The organism is Micromonospora sp. CNZ280 (assembly GCF_011759515.1).
The window spans coordinates 2693633-2707873 of the sequence record NZ_JAAOYP010000001.1; the positions used below are offsets into that span (position 1 = coordinate 2693633).

Consider the following 14241-nt stretch of genomic DNA (forward strand, 5'->3'; position numbering starts at 1 on the left):
TTCGCCCGGCCGGCGACGGCCGGCGAGCCGGCTGCCGAGCCGGCCGGGGCCGCCACCACGGCAGACACGACAGCCACCGGCACACCGGGCGCCGAGGCCGCGCCGGCGACCGGGAACGGGGCCAGGCCGGTACCCGCCGAGAGCGACGACGTGCCGGGCGAGCCGGAGGACGGCCGGCGCGGGCCGGTCGCCCGGTCGGAGCCGGTGTGACCGGTCCGGAGGGAGCGGACGACCTGCGCGAGGCCGCCCACCCGGGTGCCGGCGAGGTGACCGCCACGGTGATCGTGAACGCCCCGGCCGGCCGGGTGTTCGCGGCGCTGACCGCGTGGGAGCGGCAGTCCGAGTGGATCCCGTTCACCAGGGTGCGGGTGATCGAGGGGGACGGCGGCGAGGGCAGCCTGGTCGAGGCGGTCACCGTGGTCGGCCCGGCCGTGCTCCGGGACGAGATGCGGGTGGTCCAGGTGGACCCGCCGTACGAGGTGCGGGTGGTGCACTGCGGGCGGCTGCTGCGTGGTCCCGGCGTGCTGCGCTGCACGCAGCTGGAGCGGGACCGCACCCAGGTGGTCTGGCACGAGTGGTTCCACCTGCCCGGTGGCACCGCCGGCCGGGTGGCCTGGCCGGTGCTCTGGCCCGGCTCCAAGTTCGGCCTCACCCAGGCGCTGAAGAAGTTCGCCCGGTTGGTCGAGCAGGGCCGCCTGCCCTGACCCCGGTCAGCGGGTGGTGACCGGGGCCGCCGGTGCCGGGGTGGCCGGTGCCGGGGCCGCCGGTGCGGCTTCCGGTTGCCAGCCGGGTGAGCGGAACAGCACCCCCGCCCGGTGCCGCCAGCTCGCCGCGGTACGCAGGTCGCGGGCGATCGAGACGTACTCGTGGAAGGCCACCCGCAGCGGGTTGTAGGTCTCGATGTTCTTGGTCAGCCCGTAGACGCAGCGCTCCCGCTCCGGCGCGAAGGTGCCGAACAGCCGGTCCCAGACGATCAGGATGCCGCCGAAGTTGCGGTCCAGGTAGCCGCCCTGCGAGGCGTGGTGCACCCGGTGGTGCGACGGGGTGTTGAACACCGCCTCGTACCAGCGGGGGAGCTTGTCGATCCGCTCGGTGTGGATCCAGAACTGGTAGAGCAGGTTGACCGAGCCGGCGAACGCCACCACCGCCGGATGCACCCCGAGCAGGATCATCGGGATGTAGAACACCCAGCCGGTGACGCTGGTCCACGGCTGCCGCAGCGCGGTGGAGAGGTTGAACCGCTGCGAGGAGTGGTGCACCACGTGGGTGGCCCAGAGGATCCGGATCACGTGGTGGCCCCGGTGCGACCAGTAGTAGCAGAAGTCCTGGGCGAGCACGATCAGCGGCCAGCTCCACCACAGCTCGGCGACCCGCAGTGGGGTGACCGCGTAGAGCAGCGCGTACGCGGCGGCGATCGGAATCTTCCAGAGCAGGTCGGTGAAGACGCTGCCCAGCCCCATCGCGAGGCTGGTGGCGGTGTCCGCCGCCCCGTAGCCCACCTCGTCGTCGTCGCGGTGCAGCAGGTAGGAGACCCGTTCCAGCACGACGAGCAGCAGGAAGGCCGGGATCGACCAGGCGATGACGTCCGGGAACTCCTTCATGGTGCCGCCTCCCGCTCTCGGTGCGCCGGGCGCGGCCGGGTGTGACGAGGCACACCTACCGGCCGGTAACCAGCACCATAGGCATCCGCCCCGGCCGGAGGCAATGGGCGTGTCGGGGGATTGGCCTACCGTTTACGCCGTGAGTGACCTGGTGATCGGCCCGGACGGGCTGCCACGCTGCGCCTGGGGGGCGAGCACCCCTGACTACGCCGTCTACCACGACACCGAGTGGGGCCGGCCGCTGCACGGCGACGACGCGCTCTACGAGCGGATGACGCTGGAGGCGTTCCAGTCCGGCCTGTCCTGGCTGACCATCCTGCGCAAGCGGGCCAACTTCCGGCTCGCCTTCGACGACTTCCACATCCCCACCGTGGCCGGCTACGGCGAGGCCGAGGTGAACCGGCTGCTGGCCGACGCCGGCATCGTGCGCAACCGGGCCAAGATCGAGGCGGCGATCGCCAACGCGCGGGCCGCGCTGGACCTGCCCGAGGGGCTCTCCAAGCTGCTCTGGTCGTACGCGCCGCCGCCCCGGGCCAGCCGGCCGACGTCGTTCGCGCAGGTGCCGGCGCTGACCGCCGAGTCCACCGCGATGGCCAAGGCGCTCAAGAAGCGCGGCTTCCGGTTCGTCGGCCCGACCACGGCGTACGCGCTGATGCAGGCCACCGGGATGGTCGACGACCACCTGGCGGGCTGCCACGTCGTGGCGCCCGGCAGCGGCGTGATGGGATGAGGACATGACGACCGACACCGCGTACCGGGTGAGCGGGGTGGGCCGCGCCGACGGCACGGGCGTCTGGGCGGTGCTGCTGCCGGCCGGGCGCTACGACGCCGAGCGGCTCGTCCACCACGACACGCTGGAGCTGACCGGCCTCGACGGCACCGTTCGCCCCCGCCCCGGCGACCAGGTGGCGGTGCTGGCCGACGAGCCGCCGCGGCTGGTGGCGCTGGGCCGGGTCGTCGCGCCCACCGGCGAGGCGCCGGAGGACCCGGACGATCCGCAGTCCGAGCGGGGCCCCGCCGAGCTGGTGGTGGCGTACACCCGGCGCGCCTTCGACGAGCCGGTGCCGGCCGACGCGGTCACCCTCGACCGGCCGGTGAGCCCGCTGGACCCGGCCGTCTTCCGGCGGCTGGTCGACCGGCTCGGCCCGCCGAAGGAACGGCGCTCCTGGCTGGTCAGCCTCGACCTGCCGATCGAGGCCGACTCGCCGGCCGAGGCGGTCCGGCTGTTCTGGGCGTACGTGCAGGAGCTGGGCCCGCGCGAGCTGCCGGCCTTCGTCTCGCCGTTCGGCGACGAACTGGCGATGCAGGCGTTCGTGCTCGGCGAGGAGGCCAACCAGGATCCGGAGGAGGACGACTGACCTCCCAGGGTCGGGTCAGCGGCCCTCGAACGCTGGCTTCTGCTTGTTGACGAAGGCGAAGGTGGCCGCGCGGTGGTCGTCGGTGGCCCCGCAGATCGACTGGGCCTGCGCCTCGGCGGCCAGCGCGTCGGCGAGGGTGCCCGCGTCGGCGATGGAGAGCTGCCGCTTGATCGCCCCGTACGCGACGGTCGGGCCGGCGGCGAGCCGGGCGGCCAGTTCCTGCGCGGCCGGCAGCACCTGCTCGTCGTCCTCGACCATCCGGTTGAGCAGCCCGAGCCGGCAGGCCTCCTCGGCGCGGACCGGCTCGGCCAGCATCAGCAGCTCCACCGTCTTGGCGTGGCCGACCAGCCGGGGCAGCGTCCAGGACGCGCCGGTGTCGGCGGCGAGACCCACCTTGGCGAAGGCCATCAGGAAGCTGGTCGACGGCCCACCGATGCGGATGTCGGCCAGGAAGGCGAGCGAGGCGCCCGCCCCGGCGGCCATCCCGCGTACCGCGGCCACCACCGGCTTCGGCAGGTTGGCCAGCCGGGCGGCGATCGGGTTGTAGTGCGCCCGGACGGTGTCCAGCGCGTCGCCGCTGCCCGACTCCAGGGTCTGGACGTGCTCGCGCAGGTCCTGGCCGGCGCTGAACGACCCGCCCGCGCCGGCCAGCACCACCGCCCGGCAGGACCGGTCGGTCTCCAGCTCGGCCAGGGTGTCCCGGAGGGCCTCCTTGAGCGCCACGTCGAGCGCGTTCATCGCGGTCGGGCGGTTCAGGGTGAGGGTCACGACGGCGTCGGTGCGGTCGACGAGCAGCGGCTCGGTCACGTCTCTAACGACCCTTCTGTCGGACGATGCGGTTGCCGGCGTCGAGGCACTGCTCGACGTACCGGTCGGCGGCCGGCCGGAGCCGGGCGGCGTGCCGGTCGAAGAAGCTGGCCGCGGCGGTGCCGGGCCAGCGTTCGGGCAGCAGTGCCGGGGGCAGCTGCGGATCCCGGAACAGAAAGGTACGCCACGCGTGCACCAGCCGGAAGCGAGCGGCGTACGCCTCCTCGTCACCGCTGCGCACGGTCACCCCGGCCAGCAGCGGGCGCTGCTCGGCGACGAACTGCTCGTAGGCCCGGCCGATCTCGGCCAGGTCCCAGGCCCGGCGCACCACGCCCATCGCGCCCGGGGTGCCCGAGGCGTGCGCGGCGGTGAACCGCTCGAACCGGACGCCGGCCTCGGCGAGCAGCAGGTCGACGTCCTCGGCCGGGCGGGTGGCCACCCAGGTCTGCTCGTCGAGCGTGCCGTAGCCGAGGAAGCGCAGGTTGGCGGCGAGTCGCTGGCGTTCCCGGCGGCCGGCGGGCGCCTCCAGCACGAGCAGGTCGAACCGGCCGTCCCAGCTGACCCGGCCGGTGCGGTAGATCCGGGACGCCGCCTCATCGAGCCGGCGGGCGGCTTTCGGTGTGATCGAATATCCCGGCCCGGAGGTCAGCCGGCAGGGGTCGAGCCACCCCTGACGCACCATCCGGGACACCGCCGTGCGCACGGCGGGCGGGGCGATTCCGAGCGGCGCCAGCAGCTTGACCAGGGCGGCGACCGGCGCGCGGCCACCCCGCGGTCGGAGGTGGTCGCCGTACAGGTCGAAGAGTGCCGACCGTGCCTGCATGACCGCACATTGTGACAGGCCTTCTCAAGATAAGCTAGATACTGTTACATCAATACTGCTTCGGTTTGGGTCCGGCGGTGTTCATCAGGGAAAATCGTCAGTCGACACCCCCGCGTAGGTTGCGGGTGGTCGTGACGAAGTGGCTGTGGGGCAACCCACCGACCCTGGTGTAGGTCTGAGGGGAGACAACATGGCGGCGATGAAGCCGCGGACGGGCGACGGTCCGCTGGAAGTCACCAAGGAGGGCCGGGGCATCGTCATGCGGGTCCCGCTGGAGGGCGGTGGCCGGCTCGTCGTCGAGATGACTCCCGACGAGGCCAACGCGCTCGGTGACGCGCTGAAGGCGGCCGCCGGCTGAGCGAGGAGCGGTTTGGGTGGCGTCCGCCGCCCGGACGGTTCGTCGTACCCTGAGCCACCGGCCCTGCCGGTGGCTCAGGGCTTCACCGGCGCGGAGCGCCGTGGGTCCTCCCCGCTCCGCGATCACTTTCCTGGAGGTACGGTCCCGCGTGCTCGCCATCCGTCTGGTCGTCGAGCCCGACCGGCTCGACACCCTCGTCCTGCCCCTACGTCCGGCTGGGGAGGGGGCGGGCGGCGACGCTCCGGCCGTGCCCGCGCCGACCGCGGTGGCGCTGCCCGACGGCGTCGTCGACGAGGCCGCCGCGCTGGCCCCGGCCGCCCGGCTCACCGGCCGGCCCGGTGAGCTGCGCACCCAGTTCCGCCCGGGGCGGACCCCCGGCCTGCTGGTCCTGCTCGGCACCGGGGACGGCGACGAGGCGAGCTGGCGGCGCGCCGGCGCGGCGCTGGTCCGTGCCGTCGCCGATGAGACGCACATCACGTTCGCGCTGCCGGCGGACGCGTCCGCGGCCGCCGTCCGGGGGCTCTCCGAAGGGCTGCTGCTGGCGTCGTACCGGTTCCGGCTGACCGACGCCGGCGACGCGCCCGCGCTCACCGGGGTCGACCTGCTGGTGGCCGACCCGGAGCCCTACCTGGCCGTGGTCGAGACGGCCCGCACCACCGCCCGGCTGACCCGCTGGGCCCGCGACCTGACCAACACCCCGTCCTCGGTGAAGAACCCGGAGTGGTTCGCCGAGCAGGTGGCCGCTCGCGTCACCGGGGTGCCGGACCTGCACCTGCGGGTCCGCGAGCCGGCCGAGCTGGCCGCCGAGGGCTTCGGCGGCATTCTGACCGTGGGCGGCGGCTCGGCGCGCGGCCCGCGCCTGGTCGAGCTGGACTGGCGGCCGGCCGACGCCCGCACCCACGTGGTGCTGGTCGGCAAGGGCATCACCTTCGACACCGGTGGCATCTCGATCAAGCCGGTGCCGGCGATGAAGCTGATGCGCAAGGACATGGCCGGGGCGGCCGCGGTGGTGGCGGCCACCGTCGGCGCCGCGGCGCTGCGACTGCCGGTACGCGTCACCGCGCTCGCCCCACTGGCCGAGAACATGGTCAGCGGCTCGGCGTTCCGCCCGGGCGACGTCGTCCGCCACTACGGCGGGACCACCAGCGAGACCACCAACTCCGACGCCGAGGGCCGGCTGGTGCTCGCCGACGCGCTCGCCTACGCCGTCCAGGAGCTGCGGCCGGACCTGCTCGTCGATCTGGCCACGCTGACCGGCGCCAACGCGGTGGCGCTGGGCAAGCGCACCGGCGCGCTCTACAGCGAGAACGACGAGCTGGCCGCCGGCGTACTGGCCGCGGTGGCCGAGGCCGGGGAGGCGGCCTGGCGGATGCCGCTGCCCACCGACTACGTCGAGTACCTCGGCAGCGAGCTGGCCGACCTCTACAGCGCGCCGAACCAGGGCGCCGGCTCGGTGGTCGCCGCGCTCTACCTGCGCGAGTTCACCGGCGACCTGCGCGACCGCTGGCTGCACGTGGACATGTCCGCGCCGTCCTGGGCGGACGCCGACGACGCGGAGCTGACCAGGGGCGCGACCGGCTGGGGCGTACGCTCGCTGCTGCGCTGGCTGGCCACGCTCGGCTGAGCCGCGGACGGTGCCCGGCCCCGGCGGACGCGGGGCGCCCGGTCAGCACTTCACGGCGGCGAGCAGCCCGTGCCCGAGCGGCAGCAGCGCCGGGATCCAGTGCTCCGACTCCCGGATCGCCTTGATCGTCTCCCGGATGGTCACCGTCTCCACGTCGCGGGCGGCCGGGTCGCCGATCCGGCCGCCGGCCAGCGTGCCGTTGAGCGCGAGCACCCCGCCCGGGCGCAGCAGCCGCAGCGCGGCGTCCACGCAGGCGGCGAAGCCGGTCGACTCGGCGTCCACGAAGACCAGGTCGTACGCGCCGTCGGCGAGCCGGGGCAGCACGTCCAGCGCCCGGCCGGTGATGATCCGGGTCCGGCCCGCCGGGAAACCGGCCTCGGTGAAGATCCGCCGGGCGATCCGCTGGTGCTCCACCTCGACGTCAATGGTGGTGAGGACGCCGTCGGCCCGCATGCCGCGCAGCAGCCACACCCCGCTGACGCCGGTGCCGGTGCCGATCTCCACCACCGCCCGGGCGTTGCCGGCGGCGGCGAGCAGCCGCAGCGCGGCGCCCGCGCCGGGGGTCACCGCGTCGAGACCGACCTCACGGGCGAGGCTGCGGGCGGTGCGCAGCACGAGATCCTCAGCGGCGTACGACTCGGCGAACTGCAGAGCCTGGGCCGTCGAACTGCCGGAACCGGCGACCGTGGCGATGGGACACCTCCGGGCGGCGCGAATGGTGCGAGGGGCGGGTTGGCACTGTGAGCCTAGAGGCGGCCCCCAACGCACGCAGCCGCGCGTCCCGCCGCGGACGATCACGGGCGGCAACCGCTGACTCCACCCGGGGCATCCGTGCAATCCTGGAGACGGTATCCCGCCGGCCGCGACCGGGCCGACCTGTCGCTGGGCCGTCGCGGGCGGGATCCGGGGACGGACTGGGAGGACCGACGTGACCGACGGCTGGGACTGGCGCCAGCCCGGTGGGAGCCCGACGCCGGCGGGACCGCCGGCGCCGGCGTACCCGCCGCCTGCGCCGACGGCACCGCACGGCACCGGCACCACCTCGCCGTGGTGGTCCGACGCGCTCGCCGACCCGTGGCGCGATCCGGCCGCCCCGGCCGCGGTGGTGGTCCCGGCCGCGCCCGGCCCCGGCACGGAGCCGGAACCCGTCACCGACCCGGACGCCCCGGGCCGGCTCCCGCTGCGGCAACTGCTGCTCATCCCGCTGATCACCGCGCTGCTCGCCGGTGGCCTCGGTGGCGCGCTCGGCTACGCGTTCGCGGTCCGCGGCGGTGCCGGCGCCGGCACGGTGCTCGGCGCCGACCCGCAGGCGCCGGGGCTGGCCCAGCGCAAGCCGGAGTCGCTGGCCGGGGTCGCCGAGCGGGTGCTGCCCAGCGTGGTGACCGTGCGGGTGAGCGGCATCGGCGGCACGAGCGAGGGCTCCGGCTTCATCGCCAGCGCGGACGGCCACGTGATCACCAACGACCACGTGGTCGCGGGCGGCACCGGCAAGGCTTCGGTGATCTTCAACGACGGCACTTCGGCCGCGGGCACCCTGGTCGGGCAGGACCCGGAGTCCGACATCGCGGTGATCAAGGTGGCCCGCACCGGGCTGCGGCCGGTGGAGTTCGGCGACTCCGACGCGCTCGCCGTGGGCGATCCGGTGCTGGCCATCGGCTCGCCACTCTCGCTGGCCAACACGGTCACCGCGGGCATCGTCAGCGCGCTCGACCGGACCATGCAGGCGGGTGAGCCGGGCGGCCCGGTGCGCTACTACGCGGCCATCCAGACCGACGCCGCGGTCAACCACGGCAACTCGGGCGGCCCGCTGGTGGACGGCGCCGGCCGGGTGATCGGGGTGAACTCGACCATCAAGTCGCTGGTCGCCGACGGACAGGAGGCGGGCAACATCGGCCTCGCCTTCGCCATCCCGATCAACCAGGCCAAGCGGATCACCCAGGACATCATCGGCACCGGCAAGGCCCGGCGCACCGTGATCGGCGCCCAGGTCGGCGGCCCCGGCGCGGCCAGCGGCAACGGCGTCCGGCTGGTGACGGTGGAGCCGTCCGGGCCGGCGGCCGACGCCGGACTCAAGGCCGGCGACGTGATCGTGAAGCTGAACGGGCGGCCGATGACCGAACCGACCGATCTGATCGCCCTGGTCCGCAAGTTCGCCCCCGGCTCGGTGGTGACCGTGGAGTACCGCCGCGGCTCGGACCGGCTGAACGCCTCGGTGACGCTCGCCGCAGACGCGAAGTAGCGGGCGGTCACCCCCTCCCGGTCCGGCGGCCGACGTGCGTAGTCTTGGCGCTGACGCCGAGAGGGGGCCCGCAGTGCTCGACAACCTGAACATGTGGGAGATCGGTGGGCTGCTGCTCCTGGCGCTGCTGATCTTCGGTGACCGGCTGCCCGCGGTGATCAACGACGGCCTGCGGATGGTGCGTAACCTGCGCAACATGGCCCGCAACGCCACCAGTGACCTGAGCAAGGAGCTGGGCACCGACATCCAGCTGGAGGACCTGCACCCCAAGGCGTTCATCCGTAAGCACCTGCTCAGCGAGGAGGACGAGCAGGCGATCCGGAAGCCGCTGCAGGGCGTCTACGACAACCTGCGGGCGGACGTCGCCGGCGTGCACAACGAGCTGAAGGACGTCGCCAACGCCGCCGACCCCCGGTCGAACGGTGGCCGGCCGGCCACCGCCACCGGCGGCGCCCCGGCACCCGCCCCGCGGGTCAGCTACGACGACGCCACCTGAGCCCCCGGCCGCCCGGTCGGGCGCCACCCCGCGCCGTCAGCCCTGCCGAACGCGGATCAGGCCCCTCCACGGAGGGGCCTGATGCGTCCTGGCGCTCACGGCGACTCGTTCACGACATCAGCTCCAAGGGACGGGACCGGGTGTGGCCCAGCCCGCCCTCGGCCGGTCGTCGGACCGTCCGGAGCCGTGCGGGCGCGGGTCAGCGGCCGGCGGGCTTGAGACCGAGCGGCTTGCCGAGCAGCGACTCGCGGCGGACGGCGAGCCGGTCGGCCACCTTGCCGAGCGCCACCGCGGCCGGCGACTCCGGCTCGGCCAGCACGATCGGGTTGCCCTCGTCGCCGGCCTCCCGGACCCGGGTGTCCAGCGGGATCTGGCCGAGCAGCGGCACCTGGGCACCGATCGTCTTCGTCAGCGACTCGGCGACCGTCGCGCCGCCGCCGGAGCCGAAGACCTCCATCCGGGACCCGTCCGGCAGCTCCAGCCAGGACATGTTCTCGATGACGCCGACCAACCGCTGGTGGGTCTGCAGGGCGATCGCGCCGGCCCGCTCGGCCACCTCGGCGGCCGCCGCCTGCGGCGTGGTGACCACCAGGATCTCGGAGTTGGGCAGCAACTGCGCCAGCGAGATGGCCACGTCGCCGGTGCCCGGGGGCAGGTCGAGCAGGAGCACGTCCAGGTCGCCCCAGTAGACGTCGGCGAGGAACTGCTGTAGCGCCCGGTGCAGCATCGGGCCGCGCCACACCACGGCGGCGTTGCCGGCGGTGAACATGCCGATCGAGATCACCTTCACGCCGTGCGACTGCGGCGGCATGATCATGTCCTCGACCCGGGTGGGTTGGCCGTCGGCGCCGAGCATCCGGGGCACCGAGTGGCCGTAGATGTCGGCGTCGACCACGCCGACGGAGAGCCCGCGGGCGGCCAGCGCAGCGGCCAGGTTGACCGTCACGCTGGACTTGCCGACGCCGCCCTTGCCGCTGGCGACCGCGTACACCCGGGTGCGCGAGCCGGGCTGGGCGAACGGGATGACCGGCTCCTCGGTGGCGCCGCCGCCCCGCAGCTTCGACTGGAGCTGCTGGCGCTGTTCCGGGCTCATCACGCCGAACTCGATCTCGACGCCGGCCACTCCGGGCACCGCGCCGACGGCCGCGGTGATGTCCGCGCGCAGCTTGTCCTTCAGCGGGCAGCCGGCGACGGTGAGCAGCAGTTCGACCCGGACCACACCGTCGTCGCCGACCGTGGCGGAGCGGACCATACCGAGCTCGGTGATCGGCCGGCGGATCTCCGGGTCGTTGACGGTGGCCAGCGCGGCCTGGATCGCGTCGGAGACGGTGCTGACGGGTGCTGACATGCCCGCAATGCTACGTCGGAGGCCGTCCCGCACCGCCGCCAGCGGGGGTCGGTGTGAGCGAATCGATGACGTCCGCCCGGGCCGCCGGGGTCTGGACGCGTACCGCACGAAGTGGGACGATCGAGGCGAACGCCGCTCGCCTGGCCCCTTGAGGCGCGCGGCGTTCTGACGCACCGGTCCGGGCGCGCCCACCGGCTCATCCCGGCCGCCGCGCCGGGCCGGCTCACCCCTCCGGTCGGCCGGCCCGGGCTCAGTCGCCGTCCAGCTCGTCGCGGGGCTCCCCCAGCACGTCGCCGCCACCGGCCGCCCGCTGCGCGGCCCGCTCCTGCTGGCGGCGCTCCAGCCGCTGCCGGCGCTGCCCCGCCTCGTCCAGCTCCTCGGCCAGTCGGGCCAGCTCGGAACGGAGGAAGTCGCGGGTGGCCACCTCACCCATCGCGATCCGCAGCGCGGCGATCTCCCGGGCCAGGTACTCGGTGTCGGCCTTCTGCAGGGTGGCCCGGCGCCGGTCCTCCTCCAGCGCCAACCGGTCCCGGTCCGCCTGCCGGTTCTGCGCCAGCAGGATCAGCGGCGCCGCGTAGCTGGCCTGCAACGACAGCATCAGGGTGAGGAACGTAAAGGTGTACGGGTCGAAGCGCAGGTGCGCCGGGGCCAGCGTGTTCCAGCCGAACCACAGCAGGATCACCACCGTCATGTAGACGATGAAGTTCGCCGTGCCCATGCCTCGGGCGATCCCCTCCGACCACCGGCCGAAGGCCTCCGGGTCGAACCGGGGCAGCTTCAGGCTCCGGGGCTCGCGCGGCTGGTCCAGCCGTTCCGCCCGCCGCTCAACCATCCGCGCCGTCCAGCACCGCGTCCGAGTGGGTCGGGCCGGTCATGGCGTCCCGGTCGCGCCAGTCCCGGGGGAGCGAGTGGTCCAGCACGTCGTCGACGGTGACCGCGCCGACCAGCCGGTTGTTCCGGTCGATCACCGGCATGGCGACCAGGTCGTAGGTGGCCATCCGGCGGGTGATCTCGGGCAGCGGGGTGGTCGGCCGGAGCGGGTCGATGTCGTTGACCACCACCCCGCCGAGCAGGTCGGCCGGCGGTTCCCGGAGTAACCGCTGGAAGTGCACCATCCCGAGGTAGCGGCCGGTCGGCGTGGTCATCGGCGCGCGGGTCACGAAGACCTGCGCGGCGATCGCCGGAGAGAGCTGCGGTTCGCGGATCCGGGCCAGCGCCTCCGCCACGGTTGCGTCCGGGGGCAGGATCACCGGCTCCGAGGTCATCACGCTGCCCGCCGTGCCGGGCGTGTACTTCAGCAGCTGGCGTACCGGGTCGGCCTCGTCCGGCTGCATCAGGTCGAGCAGCACGTCCTGTTCCGGCGGGGTGAGCTCGCTGAGCAGGTCGGCGGCGTCGTCCGGATCCATCTCCTCCAGCACGTCGGCGGCCCGTTCCCGGTCCAGCGCGGCCAGGATCTCCACCTGGTCGTGCTCGGGCAGTTCGCTGAGCACGTCGGCGAGCCGCTCGTCGTCCAAGGCGGCGGCGAGCTCGTTGCGCCGCGCGTCGGGCAGGTCCTGCAACGCGTTGGCCAGGTCGGCGGGGCGCATGTCCTCCAGCACCGAGAGCAGGTTGGCGGTGCCCCGGGTGTCGGCGATGCCGCTCAACCCGCGGACCCGCTCCCACTCGACCTGGTGAAGGTTGCCGCGCCGGCCCAGCCGGCCGGTCTGCTCGCGTACCGCCACCCGACTCAGCGACCACTCGCCGCCGCGGCTGCACTCCATCGCCACGTCGACCACCGCGCCGGCCTGGCCGCCCGGGTCGACCTGCACCCGCCGGTCGAGCAGTTCCTGGAGCACCAGCAGCTCGTTCGGACGTTTTTCGAAGCGGCGTAGGTTGAGCGTGCCGGTGCCGAGCACCACCGCGTCCCCGTCGATCGAGGTGATCCGGTTGATCGACAGGAAGATCCGCCGGCGCATCGGCATCTCGGCGACCAGGCCCACCACCTCCGGTGGACGCTGGGTGGGCCGCAACCGGGCCACCGCGTCGCGTACCCGGCCCACCTGGTCGCCGTTGGGGTCGAAGACGGCGACGCCGGCGAGACGGGCGATGTAGACCCGGGTCGGCGTGCTCACGGGCACCAGCCTAAGCGCCTAGTGTTTATCAACATGTCGACCTTGGCCTACGAGATCGTGGACGTCTTCACCGACCGCCCGTTCGCCGGCAACCCGCTGGCCGTGGTGTTCGGCGCCGAAGGGCTGGCCACCGAACAGATGCAGGCGCTCGCGCTGGAGTTCAACCTGTCCGAGACGGTGTTCGTGCTGCCGCCCACCCAGGTCGGCGCCACCTACCGGGCGCGGATCTTCACCCCGGCCGAGGAACTGCCGTTCGCCGGGCACCCGAGCGTCGGCGCGGCGGTGACGGCCAGCCGCCGGGGCATGTTCGGTGTGGGGCAGGTCACCCAGGAGTGCGGCGCCGGGGTGCTGCCGATCCAGGTGACCGCGACCGGGGCCACGCTGACCGGCGGCACCCCCACCCTCGGCCCCGAGCTGGACCCGGAGCCGCTGCTGGAGATGGCCGGGCTGAGCGCGGACGACCACGTCGGACCGGCGCCCCGGGTGGCCGGCTGCGGGCTGGAGTTCCCCTACCTGCCGGTGCGTCCGGACGCGGTGGCCCGCGCGCGGGTGAACGCGGCGGCGGCACAGCGGTACGGCGTGGAGCACGTCAGCGTCTTCTCCTGGGACGCCGACTCGCAAACCGCGCACGCCCGGGTCTTCGTGCCAGGGCTCGGCGTGCCGGAGGACCCGGCCACCGGGTCGGCCGCACTGGGCCTCGGCGTCTGGCTGGTGGCCAGTGGCCTGCTGCCCGGCGAGGGCCGCTCGCCGTACGACGTGGTGCAGGGGATCGAGATCAACCGTCCGTCCTCGTTGGCCTGCACGGTGACGGCGGCCGGCGGGGTGGCGGTCGGCGCCACCGTCGCCGGTCAGGTGATGCCGGTGGCCCGGGGCGAGATCATGGTGCCGCCGTTCGTCGGCTGACGCCGACGGCGCGGGTACGGGAGGATGCCGGAGTGAGCGACGAGCCCGAGCGCAGCAGCACGCCCCTGGTCGACGAGGCGATGAAGAAGGCCGCGGTGGCCTGGGTCGCCGTGCCCGGTGGCCCCGCGCTCGCGCTCTGGTGCGTACCGCTGGAGGGCGCGCTCTTCGTGGTGAGCGGGCCGGGCGAGCAGTCCGCGCCCGGGCTGGCCGAGGCGACCGAGGCACGGGTGACGCTGCGCGGCGACCACGGCGGCCGGATCGTCACCTGGCCGGCCCGGGTTGAGCGGGTGGCCCCGGGCAGCGAGACCTGGGAGACCGCGGCGCCGCTGGTCGCCGGTAAGCGGCTGAACGGCCGGGGCAGCGCCGCCGACCAGATCGCCCGGTGGGCCGCCGAGGGCTGCGCGCTGGTCCGGCTGACCCCGGCCGGGGAGCCGGTCGCCGGGGCCGGGCTGCCCGACGGGTCGCTGGCCGAGGAACCCCGGGAGGCGACGGTGGTGCGGGTGACCCGCAAGCCGTTCCGGCTGCACCGGGTCCGCCGCCGCTGACCGCACTCCGGCCCGGCCCGGTACCCGA

The 14241-nt window shown here is 74.2% G+C and carries 16 protein-coding genes; 9 read left to right on the forward strand and 7 right to left on the reverse strand.

Annotated features, from left to right (window positions below; all coding sequences use genetic code 11):
- Nucleotides 1-206 precede the first annotated feature (206 nt).
- Complete coding sequence (locus FHX32_RS12890) at nt 207-704, forward strand: SRPBCC family protein (RefSeq protein ID WP_167181311.1); 498 nt, start codon at nt 207-209, stop codon at nt 702-704.
- Nucleotides 705-710: 6 nt separating this feature from the next.
- Here FHX32_RS12890 and FHX32_RS12895 read toward each other — a convergent pair whose 3' ends face one another.
- Nucleotides 711-1601, reverse strand: coding sequence for a sterol desaturase family protein (locus tag FHX32_RS12895; protein ID WP_167181313.1), 891 nt, complete (start codon nt 1599-1601; stop codon nt 711-713).
- Nucleotides 1602-1740: 139 nt separating this feature from the next.
- Between FHX32_RS12895 and FHX32_RS12900 the strand changes: the two genes are divergently transcribed.
- Together FHX32_RS12900 and FHX32_RS12905 are read left to right on the forward strand one after the other, a co-directional pair.
- On the forward strand, nt 1741-2331 hold the full coding sequence (locus FHX32_RS12900) for a DNA-3-methyladenine glycosylase I (protein ID WP_167181315.1): 591 nt from the start codon (nt 1741-1743) through the stop codon (nt 2329-2331).
- 4 nt (nt 2332-2335) lie between these two features.
- Nucleotides 2336-2959 carry a hypothetical protein gene (locus FHX32_RS12905; RefSeq protein ID WP_167181317.1) on the forward strand — a complete coding sequence of 208 codons (624 nt, stop codon included), beginning with the start codon at nt 2336-2338 and terminating at the stop codon, nt 2957-2959.
- A gap of 15 nt (nt 2960-2974) precedes the next feature.
- On the opposite strand, the gene FHX32_RS12910 is transcribed toward FHX32_RS12905, so the two are convergent.
- Nucleotides 2975-3766 (reverse strand): enoyl-CoA hydratase-related protein, encoded by a 792-nt coding sequence (locus FHX32_RS12910; RefSeq protein WP_167181319.1) that lies wholly within the window; start codon nt 3764-3766, stop codon nt 2975-2977.
- Nucleotides 3767-3770: 4 nt separating this feature from the next.
- The gene (locus tag FHX32_RS12915) at nt 3771-4589 is read right to left on the reverse strand and encodes a PaaX family transcriptional regulator C-terminal domain-containing protein (RefSeq protein WP_167181321.1); all 819 of its coding nucleotides are present in this window, start codon (nt 4587-4589) and stop codon (nt 3771-3773) included.
- Nucleotides 4590-4779: 190 nt separating this feature from the next.
- On the opposite strand from FHX32_RS12915, the gene FHX32_RS12920 reads away from it, so the two are divergent.
- Together FHX32_RS12920 and FHX32_RS12925 are read left to right on the forward strand one after the other, a co-directional pair.
- Nucleotides 4780-4947: a DUF3117 domain-containing protein gene (locus FHX32_RS12920; protein WP_007455245.1), complete on the forward strand. Its 168-nt coding sequence runs from the start codon at nt 4780-4782 to the stop codon at nt 4945-4947.
- 148 nt (nt 4948-5095) lie between these two features.
- Nucleotides 5096-6571 carry a M17 family metallopeptidase gene (locus tag FHX32_RS12925; RefSeq protein WP_167181323.1) on the forward strand — a complete coding sequence of 492 codons (1476 nt, stop codon included), beginning with the start codon at nt 5096-5098 and terminating at the stop codon, nt 6569-6571.
- A 42-nt stretch (nt 6572-6613) separates the two neighbouring features.
- Here the strand turns inward: FHX32_RS12925 and FHX32_RS12930 are convergent, their stop codons facing one another.
- Nucleotides 6614-7186, reverse strand: coding sequence for an O-methyltransferase (locus FHX32_RS12930; protein ID WP_088997234.1), 573 nt, complete (start codon nt 7184-7186; stop codon nt 6614-6616).
- Between the two features lie 313 nt (nt 7187-7499).
- Between FHX32_RS12930 and FHX32_RS12935 the strand changes: the two genes are divergently transcribed.
- Nucleotides 7500-8810 (forward strand): trypsin-like peptidase domain-containing protein, encoded by a 1311-nt coding sequence (locus tag FHX32_RS12935; RefSeq protein ID WP_167181325.1) that lies wholly within the window; start codon nt 7500-7502, stop codon nt 8808-8810.
- A 73-nt stretch (nt 8811-8883) separates the two neighbouring features.
- Nucleotides 8884-9306 carry a twin-arginine translocase TatA/TatE family subunit gene (locus FHX32_RS12940; RefSeq protein ID WP_167181327.1) on the forward strand — a complete coding sequence of 141 codons (423 nt, stop codon included), beginning with the start codon at nt 8884-8886 and terminating at the stop codon, nt 9304-9306.
- A 199-nt stretch (nt 9307-9505) separates the two neighbouring features.
- Here the strand turns inward: FHX32_RS12940 and FHX32_RS12945 are convergent, their stop codons facing one another.
- The 3 genes from FHX32_RS12945 to FHX32_RS12955 all read right to left on the reverse strand — a co-directional run bounded on the left by FHX32_RS12945 (nt 9506) and on the right by FHX32_RS12955 (nt 12765).
- The gene (locus FHX32_RS12945; protein WP_167181329.1) at nt 9506-10654 is read right to left on the reverse strand and encodes an Mrp/NBP35 family ATP-binding protein; all 1149 of its coding nucleotides are present in this window, start codon (nt 10652-10654) and stop codon (nt 9506-9508) included.
- 250 nt (nt 10655-10904) lie between these two features.
- A complete protein-coding gene (locus tag FHX32_RS12950) occupies nt 10905-11486 on the reverse strand; it encodes a DUF1003 domain-containing protein (RefSeq protein WP_167181331.1) in 582 nt (193 codons plus the stop codon).
- Nucleotides 11479-12765 carry a magnesium transporter MgtE N-terminal domain-containing protein gene (locus tag FHX32_RS12955; RefSeq protein WP_167181333.1) on the reverse strand — a complete coding sequence of 429 codons (1287 nt, stop codon included), beginning with the start codon at nt 12763-12765 and terminating at the stop codon, nt 11479-11481. The genes FHX32_RS12950 and FHX32_RS12955 overlap by 8 nt, the downstream gene beginning before the upstream one ends.
- A gap of 33 nt (nt 12766-12798) precedes the next feature.
- Between FHX32_RS12955 and FHX32_RS12960 the strand changes: the two genes are divergently transcribed.
- Nucleotides 12799-13668 (forward strand): PhzF family phenazine biosynthesis protein, encoded by an 870-nt coding sequence (locus FHX32_RS12960; RefSeq protein ID WP_167181335.1) that lies wholly within the window; start codon nt 12799-12801, stop codon nt 13666-13668.
- Between the two features lie 80 nt (nt 13669-13748).
- The gene (locus FHX32_RS12965) at nt 13749-14213 is read left to right on the forward strand and encodes a hypothetical protein (RefSeq protein WP_208418699.1); all 465 of its coding nucleotides are present in this window, start codon (nt 13749-13751) and stop codon (nt 14211-14213) included.
- The last annotated feature ends 28 nt before the right edge of the window (nt 14214-14241 follow it).

What these genes read in the sequence shown, in the direction of transcription:
- FHX32_RS12895 (WP_167181313.1), bottom strand. Translation starts at nt 1,601, where the DNA reads ATGAAGGAGTTCCCGGACGTCATCGCCTGGTCGATCCCGGCCTTCCTG.
- FHX32_RS12905 (WP_167181317.1), top strand. Translation starts at nt 2,336, where the DNA reads ATGACGACCGACACCGCGTACCGGGTGAGCGGGGTGGGCCGCGCCGAC.
- FHX32_RS12915 (WP_167181321.1), bottom strand. Translation starts at nt 4,589, where the DNA reads ATGCAGGCACGGTCGGCACTCTTCGACCTGTACGGCGACCACCTCCGA.
- FHX32_RS12920 (WP_007455245.1), top strand. Translation starts at nt 4,780, where the DNA reads ATGGCGGCGATGAAGCCGCGGACGGGCGACGGTCCGCTGGAAGTCACC.
- FHX32_RS12945 (WP_167181329.1), bottom strand. Translation starts at nt 10,654, where the DNA reads ATGTCAGCACCCGTCAGCACCGTCTCCGACGCGATCCAGGCCGCGCTG.
- FHX32_RS12950 (WP_167181331.1), bottom strand. Translation starts at nt 11,486, where the DNA reads ATGGTTGAGCGGCGGGCGGAACGGCTGGACCAGCCGCGCGAGCCCCGG.
- FHX32_RS12960 (WP_167181335.1), top strand. Translation starts at nt 12,799, where the DNA reads ATGTCGACCTTGGCCTACGAGATCGTGGACGTCTTCACCGACCGCCCG.
- FHX32_RS12965 (WP_208418699.1), top strand. Translation starts at nt 13,749, where the DNA reads ATGAAGAAGGCCGCGGTGGCCTGGGTCGCCGTGCCCGGTGGCCCCGCG.